Origin of the sequence: Serratia sp. BNK-33-b (assembly GCF_048684565.1) — a bacterium.
Taxonomy (GTDB): Bacteria; Pseudomonadota; Gammaproteobacteria; order Enterobacterales; family Enterobacteriaceae; genus Serratia; species Serratia marcescens.
Genome location: NZ_JBLQTZ010000001.1, coordinates 4,507,894 through 4,533,268 on the forward strand (window position 1 = coordinate 4,507,894; position 25,375 = coordinate 4,533,268).

The 25,375-nt window shown below is 48.2% G+C and carries 18 protein-coding genes, 1 tRNA gene, 8 pseudogenes and 1 other annotated feature; of the genes and pseudogenes, 12 read left to right on the top strand and 15 right to left on the bottom strand.

Going from position 1 to position 25,375, the window contains the following annotated elements; all coding sequences use genetic code 11:
• Window positions 1-33 precede the first annotated feature (33 nt).
• Together dicD and ACMGGK_RS21810 are read left to right on the top strand one after the other, a co-directional pair.
• Window positions 34-609, top strand: coding sequence for a division control transcriptional repressor DicD (gene dicD / locus ACMGGK_RS21805; protein WP_015376374.1), 576 nt, complete (start codon window positions 34-36; stop codon window positions 607-609).
• Window positions 610-769: 160 nt separating this feature from the next.
• Window positions 770-845: transfer RNA gene (locus ACMGGK_RS21810), tRNA-Phe, on the top strand.
• 192 nt (window positions 846-1,037) lie between these two features.
• Here the strand turns inward: ACMGGK_RS21810 and ACMGGK_RS21815 are convergent.
• Together ACMGGK_RS21815 and ACMGGK_RS21820 are read right to left on the bottom strand one after the other, a co-directional pair.
• The gene (locus ACMGGK_RS21815; protein WP_080352509.1) at window positions 1,038-2,069 is read right to left on the bottom strand and encodes a tyrosine-type recombinase/integrase; all 1,032 of its coding nucleotides are present in this window, start codon (window positions 2,067-2,069) and stop codon (window positions 1,038-1,040) included.
• Between the two features lie 85 nt (window positions 2,070-2,154).
• A complete protein-coding gene (locus ACMGGK_RS21820) occupies window positions 2,155-3,756 on the bottom strand; it encodes a TraI domain-containing protein (RefSeq protein ID WP_420277196.1) in 1,602 nt (533 codons plus the stop codon).
• Between the two features lie 102 nt (window positions 3,757-3,858).
• Between ACMGGK_RS21820 and ACMGGK_RS21825 the strand changes: the two genes are divergently transcribed.
• Window positions 3,859-5,099 (top strand): IS3 family transposase gene (locus tag ACMGGK_RS21825; RefSeq protein ID WP_420276929.1). Its coding sequence is split into 2 segments (ribosomal slippage): window positions 3,859-4,174 and window positions 4,174-5,099, totalling 1,242 coding nucleotides; the frame shifts between segments, so codons are not numbered across the junction.
• Window positions 4,167-4,283, top strand: a sequence feature (AL1L pseudoknot). It overlaps the preceding gene by 117 nt.
• Here ACMGGK_RS21825 and ACMGGK_RS21830 read toward each other — a convergent pair.
• The 3 genes and pseudogenes from ACMGGK_RS21830 to ACMGGK_RS21840 form a co-directional block, all read right to left on the bottom strand.
• Entirely contained in the window at window positions 5,063-5,422 is a 360-nt protein-coding gene (locus ACMGGK_RS21830; RefSeq protein ID WP_420277197.1) for a hypothetical protein, read from the bottom strand. The two genes, ACMGGK_RS21825 and ACMGGK_RS21830, sit on opposite strands and share 37 nt — an antisense overlap.
• 560 nt (window positions 5,423-5,982) lie before the next feature.
• Window positions 5,983-6,882 (bottom strand): annotated as a pseudogene (locus ACMGGK_RS21835) (integrase domain-containing protein).
• A 1,815-nt stretch (window positions 6,883-8,697) separates the two neighbouring features.
• Window positions 8,698-9,445, bottom strand: a pseudogene (locus ACMGGK_RS21840) (transposase); the annotation flags it as partial.
• A 281-nt stretch (window positions 9,446-9,726) separates the two neighbouring features.
• Between ACMGGK_RS21840 and ACMGGK_RS21845 the strand changes: the two are divergent.
• Window positions 9,727-10,332, top strand: coding sequence for a tyrosine-type DNA invertase (locus tag ACMGGK_RS21845; protein ID WP_420277198.1), 606 nt, complete (start codon window positions 9,727-9,729; stop codon window positions 10,330-10,332).
• 166 nt (window positions 10,333-10,498) lie between these two features.
• Here the strand turns inward: ACMGGK_RS21845 and ACMGGK_RS21850 are convergent.
• Window positions 10,499-11,635 (bottom strand): annotated as a pseudogene (locus tag ACMGGK_RS21850) (IS3 family transposase).
• Window positions 11,636-11,823: 188 nt separating this feature from the next.
• On the opposite strand from ACMGGK_RS21850, the gene ACMGGK_RS21855 reads away from it, so the two are divergent.
• On the top strand, window positions 11,824-12,783 hold the full coding sequence (locus ACMGGK_RS21855) for an IS110 family transposase (protein WP_420277199.1): 960 nt from the start codon (window positions 11,824-11,826) through the stop codon (window positions 12,781-12,783).
• Between the two features lie 129 nt (window positions 12,784-12,912).
• Here ACMGGK_RS21855 and ACMGGK_RS21860 read toward each other — a convergent pair whose 3' ends face one another.
• Window positions 12,913-13,104 carry a hypothetical protein gene (locus ACMGGK_RS21860; protein ID WP_420277200.1) on the bottom strand — a complete coding sequence of 64 codons (192 nt, stop codon included), beginning with the start codon at window positions 13,102-13,104 and terminating at the stop codon, window positions 12,913-12,915.
• A gap of 222 nt (window positions 13,105-13,326) precedes the next feature.
• Between ACMGGK_RS21860 and ACMGGK_RS21865 the strand changes: the two are divergent.
• Window positions 13,327-14,437, top strand: a pseudogene (locus ACMGGK_RS21865) (integrase core domain-containing protein).
• A gap of 1,271 nt (window positions 14,438-15,708) precedes the next feature.
• On the opposite strand, the gene ACMGGK_RS21870 reads toward ACMGGK_RS21865, so the two are convergent.
• From ACMGGK_RS21870 to ACMGGK_RS21885, 4 genes and pseudogenes are all read right to left on the bottom strand, one after another.
• Window positions 15,709-15,981: a hypothetical protein gene (locus ACMGGK_RS21870; RefSeq protein WP_420277201.1), complete on the bottom strand. Its 273-nt coding sequence runs from the start codon at window positions 15,979-15,981 to the stop codon at window positions 15,709-15,711.
• 34 nt (window positions 15,982-16,015) lie between these two features.
• The gene (locus ACMGGK_RS21875) at window positions 16,016-16,444 is read right to left on the bottom strand and encodes a hypothetical protein (RefSeq protein WP_420277202.1); all 429 of its coding nucleotides are present in this window, start codon (window positions 16,442-16,444) and stop codon (window positions 16,016-16,018) included.
• Entirely contained in the window at window positions 16,416-16,604 is a 189-nt protein-coding gene (locus ACMGGK_RS21880) for a hypothetical protein (RefSeq protein WP_420277203.1), read from the bottom strand. Before ACMGGK_RS21880 ends, ACMGGK_RS21875 begins: the two co-directional genes overlap by 29 nt.
• A gap of 534 nt (window positions 16,605-17,138) precedes the next feature.
• Window positions 17,139-18,331, bottom strand: a pseudogene (locus ACMGGK_RS21885) (IS3 family transposase).
• Window positions 18,332-18,856: 525 nt separating this feature from the next.
• Between ACMGGK_RS21885 and ACMGGK_RS21890 the strand changes: the two are divergent.
• Window positions 18,857-19,077: pseudogene (locus ACMGGK_RS21890) on the top strand (transposase); the annotation flags it as partial.
• A gap of 520 nt (window positions 19,078-19,597) precedes the next feature.
• Window positions 19,598-19,903: a hypothetical protein gene (locus ACMGGK_RS21895; protein WP_420277204.1), complete on the top strand. Its 306-nt coding sequence runs from the start codon at window positions 19,598-19,600 to the stop codon at window positions 19,901-19,903.
• 931 nt (window positions 19,904-20,834) lie between these two features.
• On the opposite strand, the gene ACMGGK_RS21900 is transcribed toward ACMGGK_RS21895, so the two are convergent.
• From ACMGGK_RS21900 to ACMGGK_RS21910, 3 genes and pseudogenes are all read right to left on the bottom strand, one after another.
• A complete protein-coding gene (locus tag ACMGGK_RS21900) occupies window positions 20,835-21,206 on the bottom strand; it encodes a YidB family protein (RefSeq protein ID WP_420277205.1) in 372 nt (123 codons plus the stop codon).
• A 13-nt stretch (window positions 21,207-21,219) separates the two neighbouring features.
• Window positions 21,220-21,690 carry a DUF3761 domain-containing protein gene (locus tag ACMGGK_RS21905; protein ID WP_420277206.1) on the bottom strand — a complete coding sequence of 157 codons (471 nt, stop codon included), beginning with the start codon at window positions 21,688-21,690 and terminating at the stop codon, window positions 21,220-21,222.
• A gap of 131 nt (window positions 21,691-21,821) precedes the next feature.
• Window positions 21,822-21,996 (bottom strand): annotated as a pseudogene (locus ACMGGK_RS21910) (tail fiber assembly protein); the annotation flags it as partial.
• A 482-nt stretch (window positions 21,997-22,478) separates the two neighbouring features.
• Here ACMGGK_RS21910 and ACMGGK_RS21915 point away from each other — a divergent pair.
• The 4 genes and pseudogenes from ACMGGK_RS21915 to ACMGGK_RS21930 form a co-directional block, all read left to right on the top strand.
• Window positions 22,479-22,778: a DUF3761 domain-containing protein gene (locus ACMGGK_RS21915; protein WP_420277207.1), complete on the top strand. Its 300-nt coding sequence runs from the start codon at window positions 22,479-22,481 to the stop codon at window positions 22,776-22,778.
• A gap of 440 nt (window positions 22,779-23,218) precedes the next feature.
• The gene (locus tag ACMGGK_RS21920; RefSeq protein WP_420277208.1) at window positions 23,219-23,380 is read left to right on the top strand and encodes an ATP-binding protein; all 162 of its coding nucleotides are present in this window, start codon (window positions 23,219-23,221) and stop codon (window positions 23,378-23,380) included.
• A gap of 175 nt (window positions 23,381-23,555) precedes the next feature.
• Window positions 23,556-24,374, top strand: coding sequence for a protease inhibitor I42 family protein (locus ACMGGK_RS21925; protein WP_420277209.1), 819 nt, complete (start codon window positions 23,556-23,558; stop codon window positions 24,372-24,374).
• Window positions 24,375-24,674: 300 nt separating this feature from the next.
• Window positions 24,675-24,821, top strand: a pseudogene (locus ACMGGK_RS21930) (hypothetical protein); the annotation flags it as partial.
• A gap of 347 nt (window positions 24,822-25,168) precedes the next feature.
• Here ACMGGK_RS21930 and ACMGGK_RS21935 read toward each other — a convergent pair.
• Window positions 25,169-25,351: a Dabb family protein gene (locus ACMGGK_RS21935; RefSeq protein ID WP_420277210.1), complete on the bottom strand. Its 183-nt coding sequence runs from the start codon at window positions 25,349-25,351 to the stop codon at window positions 25,169-25,171.
• Between the last annotated feature and the right edge of the window lie 24 nt (window positions 25,352-25,375).

Below are 25,375 nucleotides of genomic sequence, written 5' to 3' on the forward strand. Positions count from 1 at the left end.
CTGAAGATCGGAAGCGAATGGGAGGAAGCACAAGTGCAACGTGAACACGTCCTTGATACCGCGCTGGGCCTGTTGGAACAACAGGGCCTGGCGACCGCCACATTAGAGATGCTGGCGGAAAAACTCGACGTTCAACCCGGCGATCTCAAACGGTTCTGGCCGGATCGCGAAGCGTTGCTGTACGACTGCCTTCGCTATCATGGCCAGCAGATAGACACCTGGCGCCGCCAGCTGCTGCTGGACGAAAATCTGAGCCCGCAGCAAAAGCTGCTGGCGCGCTATGACGTGCTGGCGGAATACGTGCAGCAAGACCGCTATCCCGGCTGCCTGTTTATCGCCGCCTGCAGCTTCTTCCCGGAAACGGACCACCCGATCCACCAGCTGGCGGAGCAGCAAAAGCTGACCTCGCTGGAGCTGACCCGCGAACTGCTGCGCGACATGGATGCCGACGACGCCGACATGGTGGCGCAGCAAATGGAGCTGATTCAGGAAGGCTGCCTGAGCAAACTGCTGGTAAAACGCCAGCTCCAGGACGTATCGGTCGCCAAACGGCTGGCGGAAGACATCTTGCAGGTGGCGCAGTGCCGCCGCAACGGGGCGTTGAGCTGAACCGGCAGGGTTGGCAGCGCCACCAACCCGAGGCGATAGCCCCAACAGGCGCATTTTTTGCGCCCTTTGCCTGAAAAGCCAGCAACCGGAGGCATTTTAGCGTCTTTCACGCATAAAGCCGTTGACGGCTTTCGGCCAATACGGTTTAATGCTGCCCGTTGCCCGGATAGCTCAGTCGGTAGAGCAGGGGATTGAAAATCCCCGTGTCCTTGGTTCGATTCCGAGTCCGGGCACCACTAATTCTGCATCAATGCACACTGGTTAAAGGATGAGAACTTTAACGGGTGGTTAATACGGAATCGACTTGTCAAAGTGATAACAGAGTAACTGTTTACTACCGCGACGTTGTAAGTTGAATTCCTCAAGAAGGATGCCTGTGTGGCTGCACAGGCGTCCTTTTCTCGATCACTGGTGATATTCACAGCAAATCATGCCTGTGTCAAGCTTTGTAAGCTTCTCGTAGCGGTGATATCCGTATGTAAAACAAGCTCCTGTTCTAGTGCTTTTCCTGCTACTTCCATATCCAATTCGATATACTCCATTGTGGTACTGACGTTACGGTGACCCAGCAAATCCTTCACCAGTTTTAGATTTCTGTCCGGGGATTTCATCAACTCCGTGGCAAGTGTGTGACGGAAACGGTGTGAGGAAATATCGAAACCACTCTCCCTGGACAACCGACGATAGAAGCTACGAAATGACTGCAGAACGTTTTTCTCGTCATAGATGTAATGTGTATTCCGTGGATTGGTGAACCGTTTGACATCAAAAAGCATGTCATGCTGACCCGCACCTCGCTCGATTGCACGCATCATGAGCAACTCTATTCGCTCCCTTAATTGACGAACCACCGGTACTTTCCACTCTCGATGTGTTTTGCTACCTTCAAGTCGAAGTTCGATCCAACCTTGCTCAATGTTCACATCTCTCAGGCGGATGTGGATCATCTGATTATTACGCATACCGGTATATCGAAATGTGTCTAATACCGTCATCCAGAACCAGGTAGGGTAGAGTGCGCACTTTCCCCCCTTCACTGGTTTTCTCTCCTTCTCCCGCTGTTCATACTGTTGCATCACGAGGTAAAGACGGGTCAGTTGAGACTTCGTCAATATTCGTTTTTTCTTAGTATCAGATCGAACTACCGTTCCATTAAAAGGGTTCTCACCGTGCTGAACCAACGCTTTTTTAATCCCCAAATTAAATATTGCCCGCAGATGGGCCACCTTATTGTTCCAGGTATTTACCGAAAGATTTTTCTCCTTTAACAGATGCCGACGCCAAAGCAACACATCCCTTTGCGTCACCATAGCGGGTGTTATAGTTCCGCCAATAAAACGCGTAAATGTTAGTGCTACTTTCCTATAACTCCATTCCGTTGCTGCACGTAGTTGTTTGGTGAAAAAATATTCCTCGAGCAAGAACTCCCACTCATCGTGCATTTTTTCTTCACTTTTCATTTCATAACCTCGAATGAGTTTATTTATCCACTCACAATCCGTCAGTTTTACCCAACATTTATGAGATTCTCCCTGCATCAAAAGACTACGGGATAACGAGTAATTGACTGTCCTCTGGCACGCGTGTCCCACCGTACAAACTATTTGCTTTAATCAGGTAACCATTGATACGACGATATGTGCCCATCCCCTCAGGCTTTTCATAAAGATGGCCAATAAAGAATCGCTGCCCCTTACGGATCCGATGTCTTCCCAGTTTTTCAAACGCTTTTTGGATAGCATTTCGGTCAGTACGCTCCAAATTATTTTCTTTGATATACAGATGAAAAATATCTGGAACACAGAGAAACACGAACCCACTGACAATATGTGCTCTGGAACCTATGGTATTAACGGATATATCCTCTTTTTTTACCCCAAGACTCAACCACTGTAGAAATGCGTTCCCAACATTACTCTCTGCATTCAAAATATCTTCCACGTTATTCTCTTCTAACCGTGGATCCTTTGATAAATGTTGAGCCTCTAAAATAGCCGTTGTGTCCGTGCTCTTTAGTAGTTCAGGTTCCATTACGCCTGGTAAAACACAGTCATCTTCAATTACAGTAGTTATGTCATGTACCGCCCCCTGCTTTTCTTCAGGAAGGAGGCTCTCTTTCTGAGGGGCGTTTCCCTCTTCTTGGTTATCCAGGCAAGGCGGTACTGACACCTCTACCGCCATTAATGACAACAGAGCTTGCATATCTTCTTCCACACCAACCACCGTTTCTGGCGCCAGGGCCATCTCAGCCAAAGGCTTATCGTTGACCGGCGCATCCAGGGCCGAGCTAAGTAACACTTCCGTGACTAACGGTGCATTTTCGTTGGGTTGTTCTAATGTCTCTGCTGGCAGTTGCTCCTGAGCGAGAGGAGGACGGATACTGCTGACTGCGCCTTGCAAATCAGTCTCGGGTACTGAAGAGGTGATATGTTCTGTCGCCGGCGCCACTGACGGTAAGGTTATTGCTAATGTGTCGGGGTTGAATATCGGCAAAAGCGATACCGCCAAACCATCGCCACGAGCCAGTTTGGCCGCCTCCAGAGTAATGTCGTCAATTGCAGGTAATGTGCTCGGTTGCCTGGACGCTATCGTCATCAACGAATGTATCGCCGCTGGTAGTGTTGACAACCATTCAATAAGCTCTTCAGGCAGCAGTCGTGCCGCAATCATTGCGTTCTGACTGCTGGCCAGAGTCGGGGCTAACGGAGTGGCTCTGAAGCGAAAACGGTAAGGTTCACCCGGCACCGTCAAACCAGGTAACCAGGCTCGGCCACTTTGAAGCTCACCCTGCAACTGAGTCAACAGCGGCAGGTAGTGCCATAGCGCTGCATAAAACACCACGACATTCCACTGCACATTCTGGGCGGATTGTTCTTCGGACGCGGCCCCTGGGGGCAACATGTGCCCTTTGGCCAGTCGAACCGCATACGTCGTCGTCTGCAGGGTAACATCGACCAGTCCTCCTTCCCTGGCATACTCCCCCTGAGGCGCGGCCGGAAGTACCTGCATCAGCGTAACAAGCTGCTTCAAGGGTTGCAGATAGAAATGTTCATAAAGATCTTTGGGCAGTGCGCTGTTCTCCCACAGCTGCTGTAAACACTGCTGACGAGAGGTCGTGCTCAAAAGCTGCTCTGCGGATGCCGGCATAAAATAACCTACAGGACATTGAGAGGCTGAAATGCCTGCCGTTGGATTTTGAACCGTACCGGGTTTCTTGGAGACTAAACTCTCAGTGAAAGGAGACCCAAAATGAAATCACCATCCGCCAAACGCTATCCCCCTGAACTGCGTGAGCGCGCTGTCAGAATGTTGTTGGAACACCGTAATGAGTATGACTCTGAGCCGGATGCCATTCGTGCCATATCGTCAAAAATCGGGTGCCATTACGACACCTTACGAGCCTGGTTGCGCCAGCATAAAAATGATGCCAGTGGTGGTGTCAGCCCCGTCAACACTGATGATGGCGGACTGAGCACCAATGAGCGCCAGCGTTTAAAAGAACTGGAGCGTGAAAATCGGGAGCTACGCCGCAGCAATGATATATTGCGCCAGGCCTCAGCTTATTTTGCCCAGGCGGAGCTCGACCGCCACTGGAAAAAATAATGCCACTTATGCAGTGTCTGAGTGGTACACACGGGGTCGGGCCGGTATGTCGCGAACTGGATATTGCCCCGTCGACATATTACTGGCATCAGCAACGCCGGCTGTATCCTGAGAAATGTAGCCAACGAGAAAAGTGCGATGCTCAAATCAGCCAGGAGATAAAACGCGTTTACGAAGAAAATTACAGTGTCTATGGAGCACGAAAAGTCTGGCGTCAGTTGCTCCGCGAGGGCTTTAGCGTTGCCCGGTGTACTGTTGAACGCCTGATGAAAATAATAGGTCTTCGGGGCGTACTCCGTGGCAAAGTCATCAAGACCACGATCGGTCGCAAAACAGCGGCAGCAGCGGATCTGGTAAACCGCCAGTTCGTGGCAGAACGTCCCAATCAGCTTTGGTGTGCAGATTTTACGTACGTTAGCACCTGGCAGGGCTTCGCCTATGTGGCGTTCATAATCGATGTGTTCGCGGGCACGATCGTTGGCTGGCGGGTCTCATCGTCGATGGAAGCAAGGTTCGTGCTAGATGCTCTGGAACAAGCTCTGTGGGCACGTCGCCCCTCAGGTACAATCCATCACTCGGACAAGGGCTCCCAATACGTGTCACTGGCGTACACCCAGCGGCTGCAGGAGGCGGAGCTGTTGGCGTCGACAGGCAGCACAGGCGACTCTTACGATAATGCCCTGGCCGAGAGTATCAATGGCCTTTACAAAGCGGAAGTGATCCACCGTAAGAGCTGGAAAAACCACGCGGAAGTGGAGCTTGCGACACTGGCGTGGGTGGACTGGTTCAACAATAGAAGGTTACTGGAACGGCTAGGACACATACCGCCGGTAGAAGCTGAAAATGCCTATTATGCTTCCAGTACAAATAATGGTCTGGCAGCCTGAGCTTCCGGACTAAAAACTCTCCAAAAAAACCGGGGCGGTTCAGCTTTTCTGCGCTCGGTATGCTTGCAAGACAGCACAACATGGGTGCTTGCGTAGGTGTATTCGCCTTTGTACCAACCTTTGCGCAGCGTCAGTAACGCGCTGACCGAACCATCATCACTGCAGATAACATGCGCGCGAACGGCAAAATTACCGGCTGCATTGACGTACCAGTCAGTAAAACGCGGCGGCGCCATGCGAAAAGGTATTCGCTGGACAGCCGATTTGACACGGTGCAGGGTTGAGAAGAAATCAGGAACAACTGAAGAAGTAAAAGAAGACATGGTGTTTCTCCTGTAAAAAAGGGAAACACCGCTCCCAAGGGAAAGGTATTTCCCTTGGGATTTGATTGCGTCACGCACAATCATCATAGGTAAGAAAGTTAAGCCTTGTTCATCAAAACTACGATGACATCTACTCTCAAAGGCGGGCAGATGTACTACACCGTAAACGGCGTGCTTCCTTTCAAGCTACGGAAACGTTTTTTGCCACTACCCGAAGGCGATCCTCACAAGTGACAGGATCATTGGTGGCTGTCGACTGACAGCTAGGTCACCCGAAGGCGCTCATCACAGACCCATTGAGCATTGGTGGTTGTCCGAAGACAACGAGTAAGCATGTTTATTTTCCGAGCAAATCGCTGATCTGTCAAGAGACCATGAACACCTGTTTTTGGAATAATATTTCCTATTATCCTAATAACATAACGTCTCAGCACCATTATTATTTCGAGGTCGCAGCCCTGTGAGAGCTGCGACCGTCATGCACAAACCATCATATTCACGCATACAATTGATAAAATTTTAAATTAATAAAATCCCGCATACTAAATGCAATTAATCCGTTACTCCACATCACCTTTGAAATAGACTTGCTTAATATAACGACCTCGACCATCACCATGGCCCAAATCCATCGATACCAATGCCTCTGCTTCTACACGACTCATTCCATTTTAAACATGATAAGTCACCGCATCACGTGAATACGCGTATCGCAAACTATGGGGAGCATCTTTCCCTGTCATTCCAGCTTCACGAACAATATTTCTGTACCGTTCTATTGCTGTATGCAATGAAGGCTTATCAATCAGTTTCCCATTGTGTTCATCACAATGTTTTATTGCCGCCTCTAAAATAGATAAAACCTTCTCACGATTAAAAATGGTCGTATCACGAGGACGACCTCCTTTCGTGCCAAACACAACCCGAACACGCTCGTCTCCATTAATTAAAGCCTGTCGCCATGTTTTTACTGACTTTGCTGACTGAACCGTTTCTTCCGTTCGCAAACCTACATAGCGAGACAACTGAACACCCAATGCTACCCCTGCATCTTTTTTTATGACGTGATTGATGACAGCAGTTAACTTTTCATCCGAAATAGGGGCTTTTTTTCCATCACGGTTAGCACCTGAAATCCCTAAAGCCTGGTTACTCAATTTCTCATGGTTGGGATCAGCCAGTTTATTCCGCCCCGCAGCTGACATGATTGAGCGCACAGCTGCCATCTCGTTTTGCAATGTGCGAAGCGATATATTTTCAGCCTGCCGGCTATGAATGTACTTTTCGATATGGGTGGTCTTGATGTGTTTTACATCCCGAATTTGAATATTTAACTTTGCCAGACGTTCAGAAAAACGGTCTGCAATTCTGGAACGGTCAGCAACGGTTTTAAAACTCCCTCGACCCTGACGAGCAAGCGTGACAAGTTGTTTTCCCAGCTGTTTACCGAATCTGGACATATTAACATCTCCAATGGGATACACGTCCTTCTGCTTTAAAAGAAGCAGACGGATCTGTACCTCAGTAATTTCAACCCCGACGACACGGTTGCTTTTGCGCTTCCTGCGTCTCGACTGGTATCTGTGCATCGGGGCGGCGAAATGTTGAGTTCTTGCGAGGCACCCCAGATCCCTGATCCGTTTGCTGCTAATGCAGAGCTGACTTTCATCAAGCTGCCTCCAACACTACTGTTCGTAGTGTCGCCATCGATACCGAGTCGATTTCCTCCTTTTAGATAGTGAAACGTTCAAAACGGTGTTTTCCGTCGTAATTACGTTGAAGTGAATGAGTGTTTAAACCGTACTGACACAGACTACATGTTGGTCAGATGGTAGTTAAACGTTGAAAGCCACGTCGTACGTGGGTTGAGACGTTATGCGCTACGCGCGTCACTTGGTAGTGTCTTCGCCACTTCACAAGTGACGCGCGCTCCTCTGCTCCTAATGAGACTCACGTAAGCGGCCAAATGTACCAAATGGCCTTATACGTGCGTTCAAAAGTCGCATCGTCAGCAACACGTCATAAAGGCCTTAACAGCTTTAAAGAAGTAAGCGATATCAGTCTGTTGCGACTAAATTCTTCAGGCAAGGACTGCCAGATGTAGATGTGTGCCAAGCTAAGAGGCCATGGCATTGTGATGACTTTTCAGCAGCCTTAACCGCCCCGAATACTACGTTATGCAGGCGATATCTGCTCCCAAAGGCGGACAGATGTACCACACCATACTTGGCGTGCTCCCTCTCAGGCTACGGAAGCTTTCTTTTGCCATCACCCGAAGGCGATCCTCGCAGATGGCCAGATCATTGGTGGCTGCCTATCGACAGCAGGGTCACCCGAAGGCGCTCATCACGGACCCACTGAACATTGGTGGTCGTCCGGAGACGACAGTACAACGGGATTAGCTTAAGCGATCCATATGAGTACAGTCAATTATATTTAGCCGCGCACTTTTTCTCTTGTATTGATAACGCCTGTGATTATTGTGAGTTGTAAGAGTGATCTGATATTAAAAGAAGAACATTAACTTTAGTTACAATATCCGATTTAGATAATAATAGTGAGGCGACTCTAAAACCCAAGGAAACATAATTATAAAACCATTAAAAACCTCAATAAAAACAGAACGGACAACAACAGAAAACCAAAGATTTACATCTGGATATTAACCAGAAAGAGAATAAAAACCATCTATTTATTTGCAGTAATAAAGGGGCTCATAATATTGTCACACTCACTTCCAGCATGAAATAACACAAAATACGTATAACTAATCAGATTAAATCTTACTTTTCCATTTCCAACCTTAAGAAAAACTGCAACATTGGTAATAGTTACACTCCCTTCACTAATAGCCACCAAACCATATAACACCCAAACAAGATTACAAAAAATCAGTTATTAAGGCTAAGCTCGACAACTATAAACATCCTTACGACCCCAGACACTCATAGAGCAACATGCTCTCACGTTGACATTGCCGCCCCTAAGACACATACTTCTGACTATCAACTTAAATAGAACAGTAAAAAATCAATTAAGATACAATCAATTAATTTTACAATGTTGAGTTTGGCAATCACATTATCACTTACAACATCAATTCACCTTCCCTCTCTCATAGAAAGCGTATAAAAAACATATTCACCTGATTACCACCCTTTATCTTTAACACTATTTCATTCCTTCGCAAACCACCAAGGTAATCAACAAGAAAACAAAAATGCAATATTAACAACAGCAGGTATAGCACTACTCCTATCAATTTGGCATTTTACATACCAATGTCCATCTTCCAATAACATCTGAAATATACGCTCATTAATTTTTTCAATAAATCAGTTCTGTGTCGGCCTGTCCGACTGAATAAGCCGCAACCCCACCATGTTCAAAAGCCCATTGATCCGGCACCTGGCAGGTAAATTCGGCCCTTATCGTCGTCGCCGGATAATGATGAAACAGTGCAATTCTATCCAGAATACGTGTCACCTGAAGACTTGAAATTTACGACATCACCTGAAATTATTTCAAACCCTAGCAGATGATAAACACCTGCATTAATGTAAAGCCCTTCACGCCGCAGAATCTTCCATATGCACCGGTAGCCAAAACGTCTGCGCCCAAGTGTCAATTCAGTGATACATTCAGATAAGCGAGCATCAACTGCCAGCCGCGGTGCTTCATGACAGCATGTTGACATAGACGGCTAGCACAACATTGCGACAGACCCATCGCGTCACACATCACTCCCACTGCTTCCCGCTTCTGGTCTATCGTCAGTACTTTAATCCCCAAAGCCACCTGAAGCGCCTCCTTGCAAGCAACTTCTGCAGGCGAGTGTTCCCTTCTTCGAGAAGTCTTCAAACGTTTAACATCTGGCACTTCCATGCCGCCAAACTTTTTACGCCAAGAGTAGTAAGGCGGCGTCGGAGATGGCATACCTACGGCAGAGTTCACTGGCTGTCCCCCGGATTCAGCCTTGCGGAGAACACTGATGATATGTTTATCGGGAAAACGCTCCATCATGGGACGTCCTCATGTTGCTTATGAAGACATTACTAACATCGGAGTATGTCAATCAATGAGGAATCTAGCCACAGCATCAATGAATGCATTTGCGATTCCCCCCATTCATTTAAAAACTTGCATAATACCATATTAACCACATTCGCTAGCAAAAAATTAAATAATCGTATACTTGCCCACAAATCAAATGCACTACACATAACAAAAACAAACAATTGACAATAATAATTACATCTGGTAGTAACTAAAAACCCAATAGTAAGCAAGGGGTACTACCTATAATGAGTAAACGCTTGTATCTCACTTACAAGGAGGTTCAGCAGATTTTTAAGGCCACGGCAGGCGCCAAACACTGCATACGAGACCGCTGCATGATCCTAATGTGCTTCATTCATGGCTGTAGAGTCAGTGAACTCATCGGGCTAAAAATGACAGATATTGATTTTTTGAGTGGGAAGATTTATATCCGGCGCCTCAAAAATGGTCTCAGCACCACTCACCCACTACTTCCCAGGGAGTTATCTTTGCTCAATAAATGGCTAGTTCTACGCCACATGTATAACAAAAAAAATAACGAATGGTTATTTCTTTCCGTCCATGGGAAACAACTGACACGCCAAGGGTTCTGTAAACAGCTCCACCTATACGGGCAACGGGCCGGGCTCAATCTCCAAGTTCACCCACATATGCTACGTCATGCATGTGGGTACGAATTAGCTGAACAGGGATTAGATACTCGTCTGATCCAAGATTATCTAGGGCATCGAAATATACGCCACACAGTGCATTACACAGCAAGCAATGCAGCTAGGTTTGCCAGCGTGTGGCAAACCGCTGTTCCCCCTCCACAAGAAGAAGAGCTAGAATCCCCATTCTTATCTTGGTAGCATCTAAGCCATCGTTTTCCGGCGATGGCTTTCGTTCGCCCCCCCCAATATAGCGATATTTACGTCAAATCAGACTAAGTAATTGGCAGTGTGTCGTAAGTTCTATTAACTATAACACGTTTTACTAGATGTGGACTGCCCCCACGACCGTAGACATATCCTGTCCTCACGACGAGGCCTGTTCAAAGGCCTCCGGACTGACACCGCCGAAGTGGCTGTGACGCAGGGCCCGGTTGTAGAACACTTCAATGTAATCGAAGATATCTGCCCGAGCCAGATCCCGAGTTTTGTATATTCTCTTCCTGATGCGTTCTTTTTTTAGTGAACTGAAGAACGATTCGGCCACCGCATTATCCCAACAGTTGCCACGCCGGGCTCATACTGGGTGCTAGGTTATTGGCCCGACAGAACCGTTGCCAGTCGTCGCTGCCGTACTGGCTGCCCTGGTCTGAGTGCACGATGACTTCGCTGTCCGGTTTACGTCGCCAGACCGCCATCATCAGCGCATCCAATGCCAGTTCGCGTGAGAGGGTCGGCTTCATCGACCAACCCACCACGTTACGGGCAAAGAGGTCGATAACCACCGCCAGATACAACCATCCCTGCCAGGTCCGGATATAAGTGATGTCGGTGACCCAGACCTGATTGGCCCGAACAACGGTAAACTGCCGCTGTACGCGATTAGGAGCTACCACTGAAGGTCGGCCGGCGATACGGCGTGGCGCTTTATAGCCGCGTACAGCTTTGATCCGGTTCAGTTGCATAATACGACCCACCCGGTTTTTACCGCAGGTTTCCCCGATTTCGTTCAGATCGCCATGAACTCGCCGGTAACCGTATACGCCTCCGCTCAGTGAATATGAGTCGCGGATAAGTATCAGCAGACGCAGGTTATCTTTATCACGCGCCGAGACCGGGTTGTGCAGCCACGCATAGAACCCGGTCCGGGCGACATTCAGTACCCGGCACATAGTCATCACACCCCATACAGTGCGGTGCTCATTGATAAAGCGGTACTTCAGTCGGGCTCCCTTGCAAAGTACCGCGCGGCCTTTTTCAGGATATCCCGTTCTTCTTCGGTACGTTTTAGCTGTGCCCGTAGTTTCAGGATCTCGCTTTTGGCTTCCAGTAAATCCCGGGCATGCTGTTCGCTGTTATCAGGCTTGATAGCCCATAGCCACTTGTAGAGACTGTGCGCAGAAACGCCCAGACGGTCAGATAATTCGGCAACGGAATAACCGCGTTCCGTTATCTGACGGACGGCTTCTTCCTTAAATTCAGGTGTAAATCGTGGTGTGTCCATATGCTCCCCCTTGTATCTTGAAAGTGGATTACTATGTTCTGACTTAGATTTGGCAAAGCCCGTGTAGCCCGATTCCTCCTGGGGTTATTCAAGCCCGCAGCATAGCGACTGACGCACAGGCTGAGCCGTTCATCTGAAGCCCGAACAGTTGTCTGAACTTCACATCGTATTTGCAAGGAGGGGTATAGATGAGCGTGTCAAATCAACATTGCGCAGGCATTGATGTTTCGAAAAGCACTCTGGATATTGCAATCAGCAGTATTGCCCAGCCATTCACTATGCCAAATGAAGATGCCGGTTTTAATCAGATACTCAAAGAGTTAAAAACTCAACTGATCCTGATGGAAGCCACCGGGGGACTTGAGTCTGGTGTGGCTGGCTATCTTCAGTCTGAAGGTTTCGATGTGGTTGTTATCAATCCCCGACAGGCGCGAGATTTTGCTCGCGCAATGGGCTATCTGGCTAAGACCGACCAAATAGATGCCAGAGTCCTGCTACAAATGGCAAAAGTTATTAACCAGCATCCTGAGAGGGAAAAATATATTCGCCCCTTACCTGATGTTCACAGGCAGTTGCTGGCAGCAATGGTGGTCAGACGCCGACAATTAACGATCATGCTTACCGCTGAGCGGAACAGATTGCATCCATCGCATCATCAGAATCATGAAAGTATCAGATTTATTATTTCGGTATTGAAAAGTGAAATAGCGCGTATAGAAGCTGAAATGTCAGCCTATATTTCGAAAAATTTCAGTGAATTATCTGCATTATTGAGCGCCGTTAAAGGTGTGGGTGCAGCGACTGTTGCCGTGCTGCTGGCTGAAATTCCGGAACTTGGAACGTTGTCACGACGTGAAATTAGTGCGCTTATTGGAGTTGCTCCAGTAAACAGGGATTCCGGCACGATGCGCGGTCGCCGAACGGTATTCGGAGGGCGAGCCTCCGTCCGAACAGCTCTCTATATGTCAGCCCTGGTCGGGACGAGGCACGCCCCAGTAATTAAAGAGTTCTATACACGCCTCGTTGCCGCAGGGAAACCCAAAAAGGTTGCACTGACCGCCTGCATCAGAAAACTACTGACCATCCTGAACGCAATGCTGAAAAATAATGAAGCATGGGATCCGTTGTATCACCAACATACTTCGTAATCGGACTCGAAAGACAGTTGCTATGCTCAAACTATAGGGCAGGATCGTCTACCGGGGTGGGGTCAGTCCAATGCTTGCATACTTCTACAACTTGTTAGAACCGTTAAGACAACGCTATCAGAAACGTTTTTATTTTTGGAACCGAAGCCGCTTCTCATAATCATCACGACAATCGACATCACAAAAATGAGCTTCAGCTAATGGGTCAAGACAGTTGTGGCACATTCCTATGAACGAAAGTGACTCTCTGGTTCTATTCGCCAGCAAGCGATTCATTCGCTCTGTTTCGAGCTCTTGGGCAAGATCGACTTCATCAACCATAAAATTATCCTTATTTCATAAACACATTTTAATGTGAAATTAATCTTATGAATGGATGATTAATCAGTACAAGACCATTATGTGTTACAAAATGCAACATGCTAGCGGTAATCACTACCGTCTGATAAATATATCGCTGGGTATGTAAGCATCCCTACAAAACGGCTAATTCATTTTTAGAGAGCTTCCGGCACACTGATGATCCCCCCTGAGGAGAGCGCTATGCGTAAAGCTCGATTCACCGAACATCACATTATCATCGCCGTTCTGAAGTCTGTTGAAGCCAAGCCGGAAGATCGGAAGCTTCGTACTACAACTGACAAGCAAAGTATGAAAGCCTCTGATATCAAAAATATCAAAGATCTAGAAGACAAAAACCGGCGACTCAAACAGATGTTTGTCGATCCCAGCCTGAAATGTTGCACGTTAAAAGACGTCATCGAAAAAACGTTAAAACCAGCGATGATAAAGTGTGAACTCGTAGGCTCTTTGACCCCGTAATTTGCCATGAGTTTACGCCAGGCCTGCAGGACGTTATCGCTGGGCTGGGCTGGGCTGGGCTGGGCTGGGCTGGGCTGGGCTGGGCTGGGCTGGGCTGGGCTGGGCTGGGCTGGGCAGTGTACTGATACCGGGCGTGATAAACCAGTGATCCTGGCACTGACTAAGCTGGTATAACGTTCTCCGCGAGACGGTTTTAAGAAGCTGTTTCGGTGATCCGCAGTCAGGGACATAACTGGAATTATAAGCGAGTACACCGGATTTACTGTCTGTTGAAACTGAATTTTCGTCGCAAGGGAAAGCAGCGTTTGCCTGTCCGTAACCCGGTGCCATTAGCTACATCTGAAGCCGCTTAATCAGAGCTGGCCCAGAGATTTTATGCACGATGCCCTGCTCTGTAGCAGAGGCTTCCGGACTTTCAATGTGGTGAATAACTTTAACCGCGAAGCGCTGGCGATAAGTATCGCAGCGCATGCTACGGGTTCTGGACAGAATAGTGGCAAACCGAGGTTATCCGCTAAAGATGCGAATGGGCAACGTTCCAGAACTTATCTCACTGACACAATGGGCTGAAGAACATGGTGCCATGCTGAAGTTTATTAAGCCCGGTAAGCCGAAACAGAATGCCTTTATCGACCGCTTTAACCGGACATACCGGACGAAGATACTGAATTTTTATCTGTTCAGAACCCTGAATGGAGCTCGGAAAATTACGGAGCGCTGGCGAACTAAATATAACAGCGAGCGGTCTCATTAATAACTGAACAACCTGACGCCGGAAGAGTACCGGTTGATGGCTGAAAAACCGGAACTATCAAAAAGCGTCTGGAATTAAAACGGATGTGCTTACAACCGCACACGCATCATCAAGGTAAATGCTTACAAAAACCGACGTTTGTACATAATGGTGGGCATGCAATATTTTTTAATTTCCATAAGGAAAACAAGCCAAAAAACATCACAATCAAAACTGACATCATCAAAATTAATTTTCTCATGTTACCCACGCCTCATAGCAAAGAGGGAAATTAGTAACAACGAGTCCCTAAACAAGCATTAAATGAAAAACGTAATATCATGCAACACTCCATCTCAAGGTCGCCCGTAGGTTAAGATCTTCAACTCCCTTGCGGGAATGCTGTTATTAGCAGCACCACGTCTCCGCCTCAAATATTCGGTTCATTCATCCACGATCTTAAGTTACCAGCCAAACTGGCACAGTCGTATAACTCAAATTCAGAGCGGGTTACAAAACTGATACTCGTTGCAGTGCCCTATCTGCTCATTAACCTGCCCTGGCGATCACTGCTGCCTGCAGATACGATGATACCGGAATATACCGGCTGAGTATTACCGGGATTGCTGTTCCTGGTCATGGTGTTCAGCGGGCGGATAGTTTTTTCCCGTCCGCCGTTGCTGCTGTCTTTCCTTATTTTCTCCCTTCCCTTGCTGTGGATGCCCCCCCCGGGAGCGACACCTGGCGTGCAGTAACCCACGTGATCATGATGTGGTGTGGCAGTGTTTTTCTGCTGTGGCTTTCGGCCTGTCGGGTGTCTGAGGAACTGGCTGCATTCTCGGCATATGCCCTGATTGTCACAGGCCTTATGTAAAGAAGGTGCTCTGGCCGGCGGGCTATGCGCACTGGCTCCCCCAGCAAAGTGACATGCGTCCCTCCGACGGCTTTCGCCAGGTGGCCAGTTTCCTGCCGACGATGCTGGCACTAAGCCAGCACCGTTGGCTCTTTTCCGGGCAGAGACGTTTTCTGTCTGCTGTTGCGGTGTTTATTCTGGACCCAGTACGGTCGGGCTGCTGGGTGTGGTGCTGGTGTCCGGCCTGATAACCGTGGCTGGCTGGCGAGTAATACGCAGGCACCTGTATCTGACATATCGTGGTGCTGATGTTGACCTAGACCGCGCTGCGCGATGTCCGTGCTCCTGATGTCCCTGGCCCCATTTCTTGACCACGACAGCAGCAGAGCAGCCCGTCTGCAGATGTGGCACGTTTGCCTGAAACTCATGTGCACACATCCCTTGACTGGCATGAGGTACGGGATGTTTGAGGGGGAAAGATCTGCAGGAACTGCCCATGCCAGTGCACTCGCTTACATTAGCGCTCTTTGGTAATTACCATAGTTTGCGTCGTAAAATCACCTCTCTGCACATTTTCAGCATACCCAACTTTAAATTGTCCATCCGTTCGCATGTCAATAACCCGACCATCGAGAGAGAAGGTCCCCCTCTGATTTAAAAGCGACAGAGTAAATGCACTGGCCGAAGGCATATCAATAGCAACGCTCCCCTTGCTGGATGAAGCGAAATCAATAATCCCTTTAGGATACGCGGCTTCAGCATCACGGCTTTGTAGTGGGTCCCCTCCCACAGAGTACGCCATTATATTAAGTTGAGGGGTCCCATCAAAAATAGAAACTATCCACTGATCCTTTGTAACCATTATATTGTTTGTTGTGATGTTTACCAAGTAATTCAGTCAAACTATCGTAAGGAATAACCCTAGGAGTAAAAATATCTAACTTAGTACTGTCATAAGTGGAAAATCGACCACCCCATTCGAAAATAGAACAAGATAAGCTCAGCATCGATGTATCATACATTTCAACATCCACAGAACCATTCGAGTCTTCGTTTGATGCAGTATTTAACTTACTATCCACTGTTATTTTCATTGAACCATCACGCTGTGATGTCAGTTTGAAAGGCCGCTGCTGCCCCATAAAAACACTCATACCACTCGCGTAAGAAAACATTCCAGAGAAAATACCAAACTCTGTCACCGCATCTGCCAGTTCATTTGGATCAGTGGGGGGAAACTGGCCAAAAAACACCAACACTATCTTTCAACTTCAAAGATTTTCCAACGGCATCCATAATAAAACCAGTGCCGATATTTTTATTAAAATCAGAGTCTATTTCAGTCTTGTCACCACATTGCTGATCATAAATCTGAGTTTCATTCGCATCCCATGTAGTATATATTTTAGTCATTTACCCCTCAAATCATTACCATTAGAAATATAAACATTTACTATCAAACGGGAGTTAGATAATTGCAAATATATTCAGCTAAAACGTGACAAATGTCACAGCGTCATGCATCCCCGAAAGCAATTATAAGTTACATATACTGGGAGTAAAAATTCCGGTGGTTAGCTAGTACTCGTTATGGGACGTACTGGCCGGCGCCGATCTCCGACTTGCTGCACTTTCTCAGGACACTGGTATTGTTCGGTAGCTATCTGTTACATATAAGCCTACGCATGCACCACAGAGCCCCCCTATCCCCCTACCTACCGAGGTGCGCTCACTCGCTGGTTCCGACGTCATGGAATGCTCTGGTACTGTTGTACTTCTCCCTAACAGTACCAGAGCATAAATCAGTGTTGCAGTGCTGGGTGCCTCCCAGTGAGCCGTTGGCCAGCCACCGTGGCTCGAGATCTTTTAAGCAAATTCCCGGTTAGAAATTCTGGATTTGCCCCTGTAACTCTAGAACTCTAGACTCTTCGACTCTCTTATTTAGGTCTACCGGCGTCGCAGATATTCTCGCTGCGAACGGTAGCAGCCTAACGCACTGTGCGGATGCCATTCGTTATAATGTTCGAACGCCATCGCCAGATTCTGCACTGCAGTACGCGCATCCGGACGCGGTATAACGCTGATGTAGTCACGCTTCATCGTCTTCACGAAGCTTTCTGCCATGCTATTACTCTCCGGGCTACGCACCGCTGTTCTTTTCGGCTTCAGCCCCAGCAACCGGGCGAACCGCCGGGTATCATGCGCTCTGTAGGCTGGGCCATTGTCTGTCAGCCACTCGATTGGGTCTGGCGGCAGGTGTTGTCCGAAGCGACGTTCCACCGCACCCAGCATCACGTCCTGAACAGTGTCACTGTCGAAGCCGCCTGTGCCGGCGGCCCAGTGAAGTGCTTCGCGGTCACAACAGTCCAGGGCGAAGGTGACGCGGAGTTTTTCACCGTTATCACAGCGGAACTCGAAGCCGTCAGAACACCACCGCCGGTTACTTTCATTGACTGCCACCTTACCTGTATGCGCTCGACCTGCCGACCGCACTCTGGGTTTTCGTCCCAACAACAGTGAATGCTGGCACATGATCCGGTACACCCGTTTTGCATTGACGACGGCCAGCTCCTGTGTCTCCGATTGGCGGCGCAGTAATGCCCAGACTCGACGGTAACCGTAGGTCGGCACTTCACCGATAACGCCATTGATCCGCTCAAGCACATCGGCGTCATCGGCCTGGCGCTTTTATCTCTCGTCCTGCCAGTTATCGGGACGATGCTTCAGGGTATATAAGTGCGCACGCGAGACCTGAAGACAGCGGCTGACGAAGCTCAGTCGCCATCCCCGGGCAATAAGGGCACGTGCGCTATCCACTTTTTGGGCGACCATACTCGACAGCTTCCTTCAGCAGCTCGTTCTCCATGGTTTTTTACCCAGCAGGCACTGTAGCTCTTTGATTTGTTTCACCGCCGCCGCAAGCTCTGAGGCGGGAACAACATCTTAGCCAGCCATGATTGCGGTGAGGCTACCTTCCTGGTACTGCTTTCGCCAGGCGAAGATCTGGTTTGCATTTAACCATGAAGCCGTTCGACATGGGATACCGTCATGCCAGGCTGAAGCGTTTCCTGGACAATGGATATTTTTTCCTGTGGAGAACGGCGCCTGCGGCGTTCTGGTCCGAGCAACTCTTCGATCATGCTTATCTCCCAACTAATCTAATGACTAGTTTTAAGACTAGTCATTAATTTAAGGTGGGTCGAAGTGTCTGGAGATTCAGGGGGCCAGTCTAAATTCCGCTGTCCCCCCCCCCGACGCATAGTGGGATTCACTGCAACGAAAATACGCTCCGATAGGGAGACTGGAATAATCAAGTTTATTTTTTAACCAGTCACCTCCTCAGCGAAAAACTAAACAACAAATCATTGCCTCCCCCTACCATTACCAAGCATTCTGCAACAACCCAGAGGGAGTTATGAAGTTTTTTGGGGGGGGTAAAACATATTTACGTAAAAGCTTGTTCAGGCATGACAAAAAGCCAAAACATTATAGCAAAAATGAATCTCAGTTCCGACAAACCAAATTCACTTTGCGGGAATTTTTTTGGTTCATCGCGTCTTAGCATGAACCAATAGAAAACAGCAGTCAGAACGTTTAGGTTTGTATTCGCCCCCCCCCTAACTGTCACTATGAATGCTAACCTTTGCTCCTTGTTCCGGGACAGACAGTCCCGGGAAAGCGGAATAAAGGCGTTGCAACACCTCGCCGAGAAGCTGAAAGGATATGCCGGTGGCATCATCGCGAGTGCCAGACACAGGTTGAATACCAGCGTGCTGGAAGGGATGTACAATAAGATAAAGGTGATGAAGCGGATGGCTTATGATACCGAGATAACGCTTACTTCTTCCTGAAAATCAAAGCGGCGTTCCCCGGTAAAGTGCGATGAACCATTTTGCCCCATTCCCCACGACATCACCGCAACGAAACAACTCCCCCTATTGACATAGCCCAACTCCCTTTTCTACTTTCCAGCTGCTTGCATAAACACAGCGCGGGATAAGTTTATGCCGTAGGCGATCTGTGTCACCCAATGGTGGCACATGGACCAAACTCAGTAATTGCGGCGGGTTATTAGCCATAGTTTCTGGTCAAGATTACTTGAGTGCCATGTGTCACCACCCGCTCAGTAGTAATACCCTGCAAATTCGGGCATAGGTGTTACTAGTTAAACTGGCCCCCTAAATTTGACCGGCTCCCCGTTGATTAATACACCCCGATGTTAGTAATGTCTTCATATTGACCCTGACCCCGAACAATCCACTGAGCTAAATGAAACTGCAGCACTTTTCACCGCTCAGCAAGGAAACCCCAAATACATTTTCACAAGCGATATCTTATACCCCTGGGCTAATGCAAATATTGGTAGAGATAATCCTTGTTCAAGTGATGGAAAAGAGGAGACTTATATGGGTGAAAAAAACGGCATTGGGCGATTAGAATTCTGGTTGGGTTTGATCGGAGTTATAGTCTCCATTGTGATTGCTGTCGCTGCCACGTCCTGGACTGTATCCAATAGAATTACTGATGAAATGTCACAAGAACGCCAAGAAATTAATGGAAGTATTCAGACCTCAGAAGACCATTTAAATGGTCGAATAGACAAACTGGATAGCAAGGTCGATACCGGGTTTAAAGATACAACTTCTCAGCTAAATGACATAAAAGTGATGATAGCCACGTCGACAAATCATTCTGGCAACAAAAATCAGTAATCGCGATACCTTGGCTGCTTATGATGAACAGCCTGGCTGCCTTTTTACAAGTTGAAGTCACTTATCCAATTGACATCATAACTCCCCCGTCCATACATTCGCGTTTGCTCTTCAAAGGAGTAACGGTGCGGCATCGGTTTCTTGTTGTCAGTCTGATGATGCGCCACCCAATCAATGGTAATTCCCTGCAAATTCTGTCACAGGTGTTAATAGCAACTTTATACTGGCGTAGGGCGTTACCACCAGACAATGGCGGTGGCGAGAGCCAGGCTTGAACTCCTTATATGGTTCTCTGTCACTGCCACCCAAAAATAACAGCCTTGGTAGCAAGGAAGCTCAAAGGATGGACTGAGGCTGTGCTGATTTCATCGTATTGTATGAATAACAACCTCTACGAACGGCACTACGGCTAGGTACCGCACACAATAAGATCGCCGCGCCAGCGCAGAACCGCAGCCACGGGTGGATGTGATTATCATCATCAACCCCTCCCCTCCTTCGGGTGTATTTTTTGCTATTCTTCACTCACGGCTCTCACCGTATCAGTTTTGCAAATAAGTAAGCACCGACTGTTTGCAGCAGTTCGGGGCTTTCGCTTTTTAGACTTAAAAACCAGCTCAGGGCTGGCGGTCGGTATCAAACCACAGCGTTAGTTATCAATTTCCTCGGCTCACTGTTCGATCCTCTGACAATGTCTTTCAGTTTTCCGGCAATAGTGGCAGGAATGATATTGGCGACTTGGTAGGGAACGCCATATTGCGGTGACCAATCGTCAGAGACGGATATTTTCGCTGGGCAAGCAACAACACCTAGTAATCACCCGACAGGTGCACGCAGCGACATATGTTTACCCTCCATCTGAATAACCAGAAGTCATCACAATCAGAATACAACTCCCCCTTACATCCCTACCGCAAGGGGGAGTTGTAATCTATTTCAGACGCTCACGTAATATGGACAGCGCCACATCCAGCATATTACTGCCTCCCAGTTGATGGGTTTCGGGAGATAAATGCTGCAATACAGCCGGAAGATGTGCACTAATCCAGTCCATAACATCCGGCCGAGAGAGTCCCATACGCTGTGCAAGCGAAGATAATTCACCTTCGCTGAACAAAGTACTAATATTCTCATGGGTAAGGTTCTCTGCCGTCAGCCCCTCCCCCTCTTCCAGAGTCTTTAAACGTGCCAACAAAGTAGGAACCCCACCCGCATCCTGCACCCAAGATAAAAAAGCGACCAGGTTCAGATGCCCTTCCCCTCCCGGAAAGAATTGCCCCACAATGCTGCTCAGAATCCCCATGACTAACCCCCTCTTAATTCAACCACTGCGCCACGCCACCATGGCGCGAGCAAGAGCCGCTGTGTTGTTGACTGTGACTGAACGAACCGTCTTTACACCTTGCTGTAGCCCCTGCTTCTGTCGCATTTGGAGCTGCTGCCGGTGTTGGCACTGACTTTGGCGCAGGGATTGGGACGGGGGTTGGATTTTGCTTTTGCGCGGGCGCGGGCGCGGGCGCGGGCGCGGGCGCGGGCAGGGTTTTCACCTTTTTCACAAATCGTCCACCGTTATCCCGTACAATCGCCGGGGCCGTATCTGCTGGCTGCAGCGTGATATTATCAGCCTTTGGCTTTCGTGGGTGTGAGGCCTTCTTCGGCGCAGGAATGTCTGTAGTTTGTTGTACATCAACAGACTGTTGCGCGTCTTTCTTTGCCGGAGATGCTGCCATCGTTCCAGAGCTCAGAATAAAACCGCAGACAAGAAAAGCAAGAGGTAATATACGCATAGTCAAAACTCTCCGTTACACAAATGAATAATGAATCACTAACAAGCAATAAATCTTTAACAACGGGAGGTTATTTTTAGCAATAACAACCTAAAAACCAACGCCAGGCTGGCGGTCAATTTTCTGTACGCTTACTCAGGCTTATCCGGCCACTCTGGCTTTTCTATATCAACTCGGCTCAATTCCACGCTGTAGCGCTCCCAGGCGTCCAACCTAGCCTTTTCTGCGTCCGTGGCCATGCCCGAGTTTCACGGCGCTTTCAAGTGGCCTTATCACGTCTTCCGCTTCGCTCAGTAACCGAGACTTCCTTGATACCATGCCCTGGCGGCCCCCCTCGCCCGATAGCGGCGGGATATCTGCGCCCATAGCAGCCATGCCATGAGTAATCTGGTCTTCCAGTGCAATACGCACCGATACTTTGTATGCTTCGACGTTCATATCGACACCTTAAATTGGGCAAAAAAAGAATCACCTGAATCAAGCACTCCCCCATAACCGGATAAATCCCGGTTAATAGCTTTACCCTTGCTAACTTTACAAGTAAACAACGTCGCCATAGACGGGGCTACAATGCAAGATAAAATCAATAACAAGCTGTATTTTTTCACTATTTCGCCTTCTATTTGATAGGAAATTAATCTGAAAGGTATTAACGAGGTAGGTACGATAAAAACGATCGGTTTAGTGAAATTGATCGTTACAACAGACCAATCGTGCCTAGTGGACAGTCAACACAACCCGTTACTAGCTTCTTGTCTCCACTTTTTATTGAAACAAAAGGAAAAGGTATGCGTTTAGCTTCACTTATTGTCCTGTCTCTCCTGGCTGTTCAGCCCGCTTTTGCCAAAGGCACTCACTACTATTCCCATCATCGTACCAGCGCAGCACAATCACAGAATAGTGACTTAATCGAACAAGGGGAATACAGCAACTCGGATGGCAATGAAGTCCACCATCCAGCACATACGAAATCCCACAAGGTCCCCGAAGGAGCTACAGCGAAATGCAACGATTACTCATACAGTTTCAGCCAGCACCACCGTGGGACATGCTCGCGTCATGGTGGTGTTGCTGAGTGGTTGTCTTAGCCAAAAAAGACCCGCTACTAACGGGATATAAAGTTAAATAAGCATTGAAGAGTTATCAAAATTATGGAATGGGTCATTGGTTTTATTGTTCTCGTTTTTATCGTATCTATGTTTAAACCGAGCCGATGTGACATTTGTGGTACTGATTTTAAAAAGAAGTATTTCACATGGACAATTGATGGCAAAAAGCAGCATCTATGCCCTTACTGCAGTAGTAAAATGGATCGAAGAATAAGCGACAGGCGCTTTAAAAATAAATTTGGTTAAATCTATCGCCACCTGCCTAGTCGGTGGTTTAGAGGTGAAAGTAAAAGAACACCTCCTGAGGAGGTGGCTTTACACGACGCCCCCTTAAAGGGGGCCATTTTCGAGTTAATCCTGCAACAACTCCATCTGCTGTTCGGGCTCTTAACGCACTGGAGCTGCACTACTGAGGCTGGATGCACAACCCTCGGGGGCTGAACCGACAGTTGCTGGTACAACTGCTGACAGGTGCTTATGTTCACCGTCATGAAAACGTGCTAATCATCGGGCCAACGGGATGTAGCAAAACATATGTTACCTGTGCCCTGCGTATTACCGTGAAGGAGGTCGGTGAGTAACATTGATGGAGATCGGTTCGTGTCACTTTCACAGAACCATTTTTACATTAACTTCACTGATCTCCTTCGATCAACGTGGTTTGCATTTTTCGCATGGATTCTTCTTTAAGTTCTAAGCAGCTTCAACAGGTAGCATAATCTCACCATCAAGACGTTTATTTACTGGAGCTTTTTAATGAAAAAAATAGCGCTGCCTTCGATGCTGTTTTTGCTCAGTTCAACAACATTGGCTTCCGATATGTCACTAGGCAACGTGGTTCCCGCAGAACAAACCGTGAAGCAAGGCGAATCATTTCAGATAACGCTGCCCGCCAGTCCGACCACGGGTTATCAGTGGATAATCCGCTCCGTTCCACCTCAGGTAGCACTGGTGAGCATGGAATACACCACATCCAGTGACTGTGCAAAGGGAATGTCGGGGTGTAGAGGGAATACCGTACTCAGCCTGACAGGTATCACACCAGGTAAGGGGAAAATGGTTCTTCAGTATGCCCGCCCGTGGGAGCTTCAGCACGATGACCGGCATTCTGACGTGTTAATTACTGTCGTCCCGACAACAGGAGGAGCTGCTGATACATTCTGCCATTCTGACAATATTCAGGCACATCTTGATGATAAGGAGGGGGAATTTACCGGTATGTCGCAAAGCGGTACGCTCTTGGTGTTACGCAACACCGGACACATTACCTGCACGCTGGAACCGTTGCCGGCACTGAGGTTTAAGGATGCTAAACAGCAACCTCTGACCGTGGAGCGACGCATTTCCCTCGGGATGCATCCGAGGCCGGTTCTGCTGCCGCCAGGGCAACAGGTTGCCAGCCGGCTACGTTGGGTAGCCAGCGATTCGTTTGAGGCCGGCAACTGCGTTACACCGGCGTTTGTTTCGCTGGAGATTAAAGACGAAACGTTGCACATCCCATTTGACCACATGATGTGTGCCGCAGCCGGCGATACCGCGTATTTTGACCAGGGGCCTCTGGGTATGATGAAATAGACTTTTCACCCTGACTGAGGAAGACCGGTTCACCACAACCGCCTATCCCCCCCATCGCTGTGCTTACGTATCTGGCTTGGTGTTTACTGGTAGCGCTGTGCATCGAGGTGAATGAAGCTGGTTCAGCAACACGTGTTTATCATACGCTAGCTGGCAAACGTCCAGAAACACAAGTTGTTTCCTCGAACGGTAACCGCCGATATTCTCTAGCTTCAGGCGCCAGGAAAATTCTATGGTTTCAGGGCCAATCTGCGCGGCAAGGTGGAGCTCATATTAGCCTGAGAAGGGTACAGACAGTGATATGAGCACCTTGCCCCTAATCTCCAAACTGAACATGCGAGGCAAATTGACGCGATTTTCGAAGGTTTAGTCCCAAATCTGTCCCATGAGGAAATCGGAAAGGCGGGGCCCGATAGGATTCGATATGGAATCTCAACTTATTGTTAAAAATAACAATCTATCATATTGTCATGCTCCCAATAATGCTCCCCACATTTTGCTGAACCCCACACATTGTTGACCCTGACCCCGAATATGCTCCAGTCATAATCAGGAATAACCGGCTTAATGTTGGTATGCACCTCGGCGCCTGGGTTATTGTGTCGATGATGGTTGCAGTTTGCTGTGTCGGTTTTTTTTCTCGGATTCTTTCGCATTTGTCCCTTCTCAGAATTATCATCCCGTCAGGCGGTACAGTCGCCAGGCAAAGCAGGGTAATCAAACACGATAATGTCACTCAGCACCAGACGAAATATCATCTTCTAGCGCCTCATACCCGGGGGTGGCAAATAACGTCACCGGGCCTGCTCGTCCTGAAAGGTCATCAGCACGCAGTGAGTGTAAGCGGCGTTCTTAGCTTCCAGGCTGTCGTTAATACCCCATTCAACAGCCTGCACGCCCTCGATGTGTTCCGGGATATGCGTCTCACGCACCGGGTCGATGGCTTCGGGTGAAGCGTCAACGGCGAACGTTATCAAACAAAATGTGGCGTATCATCGAAA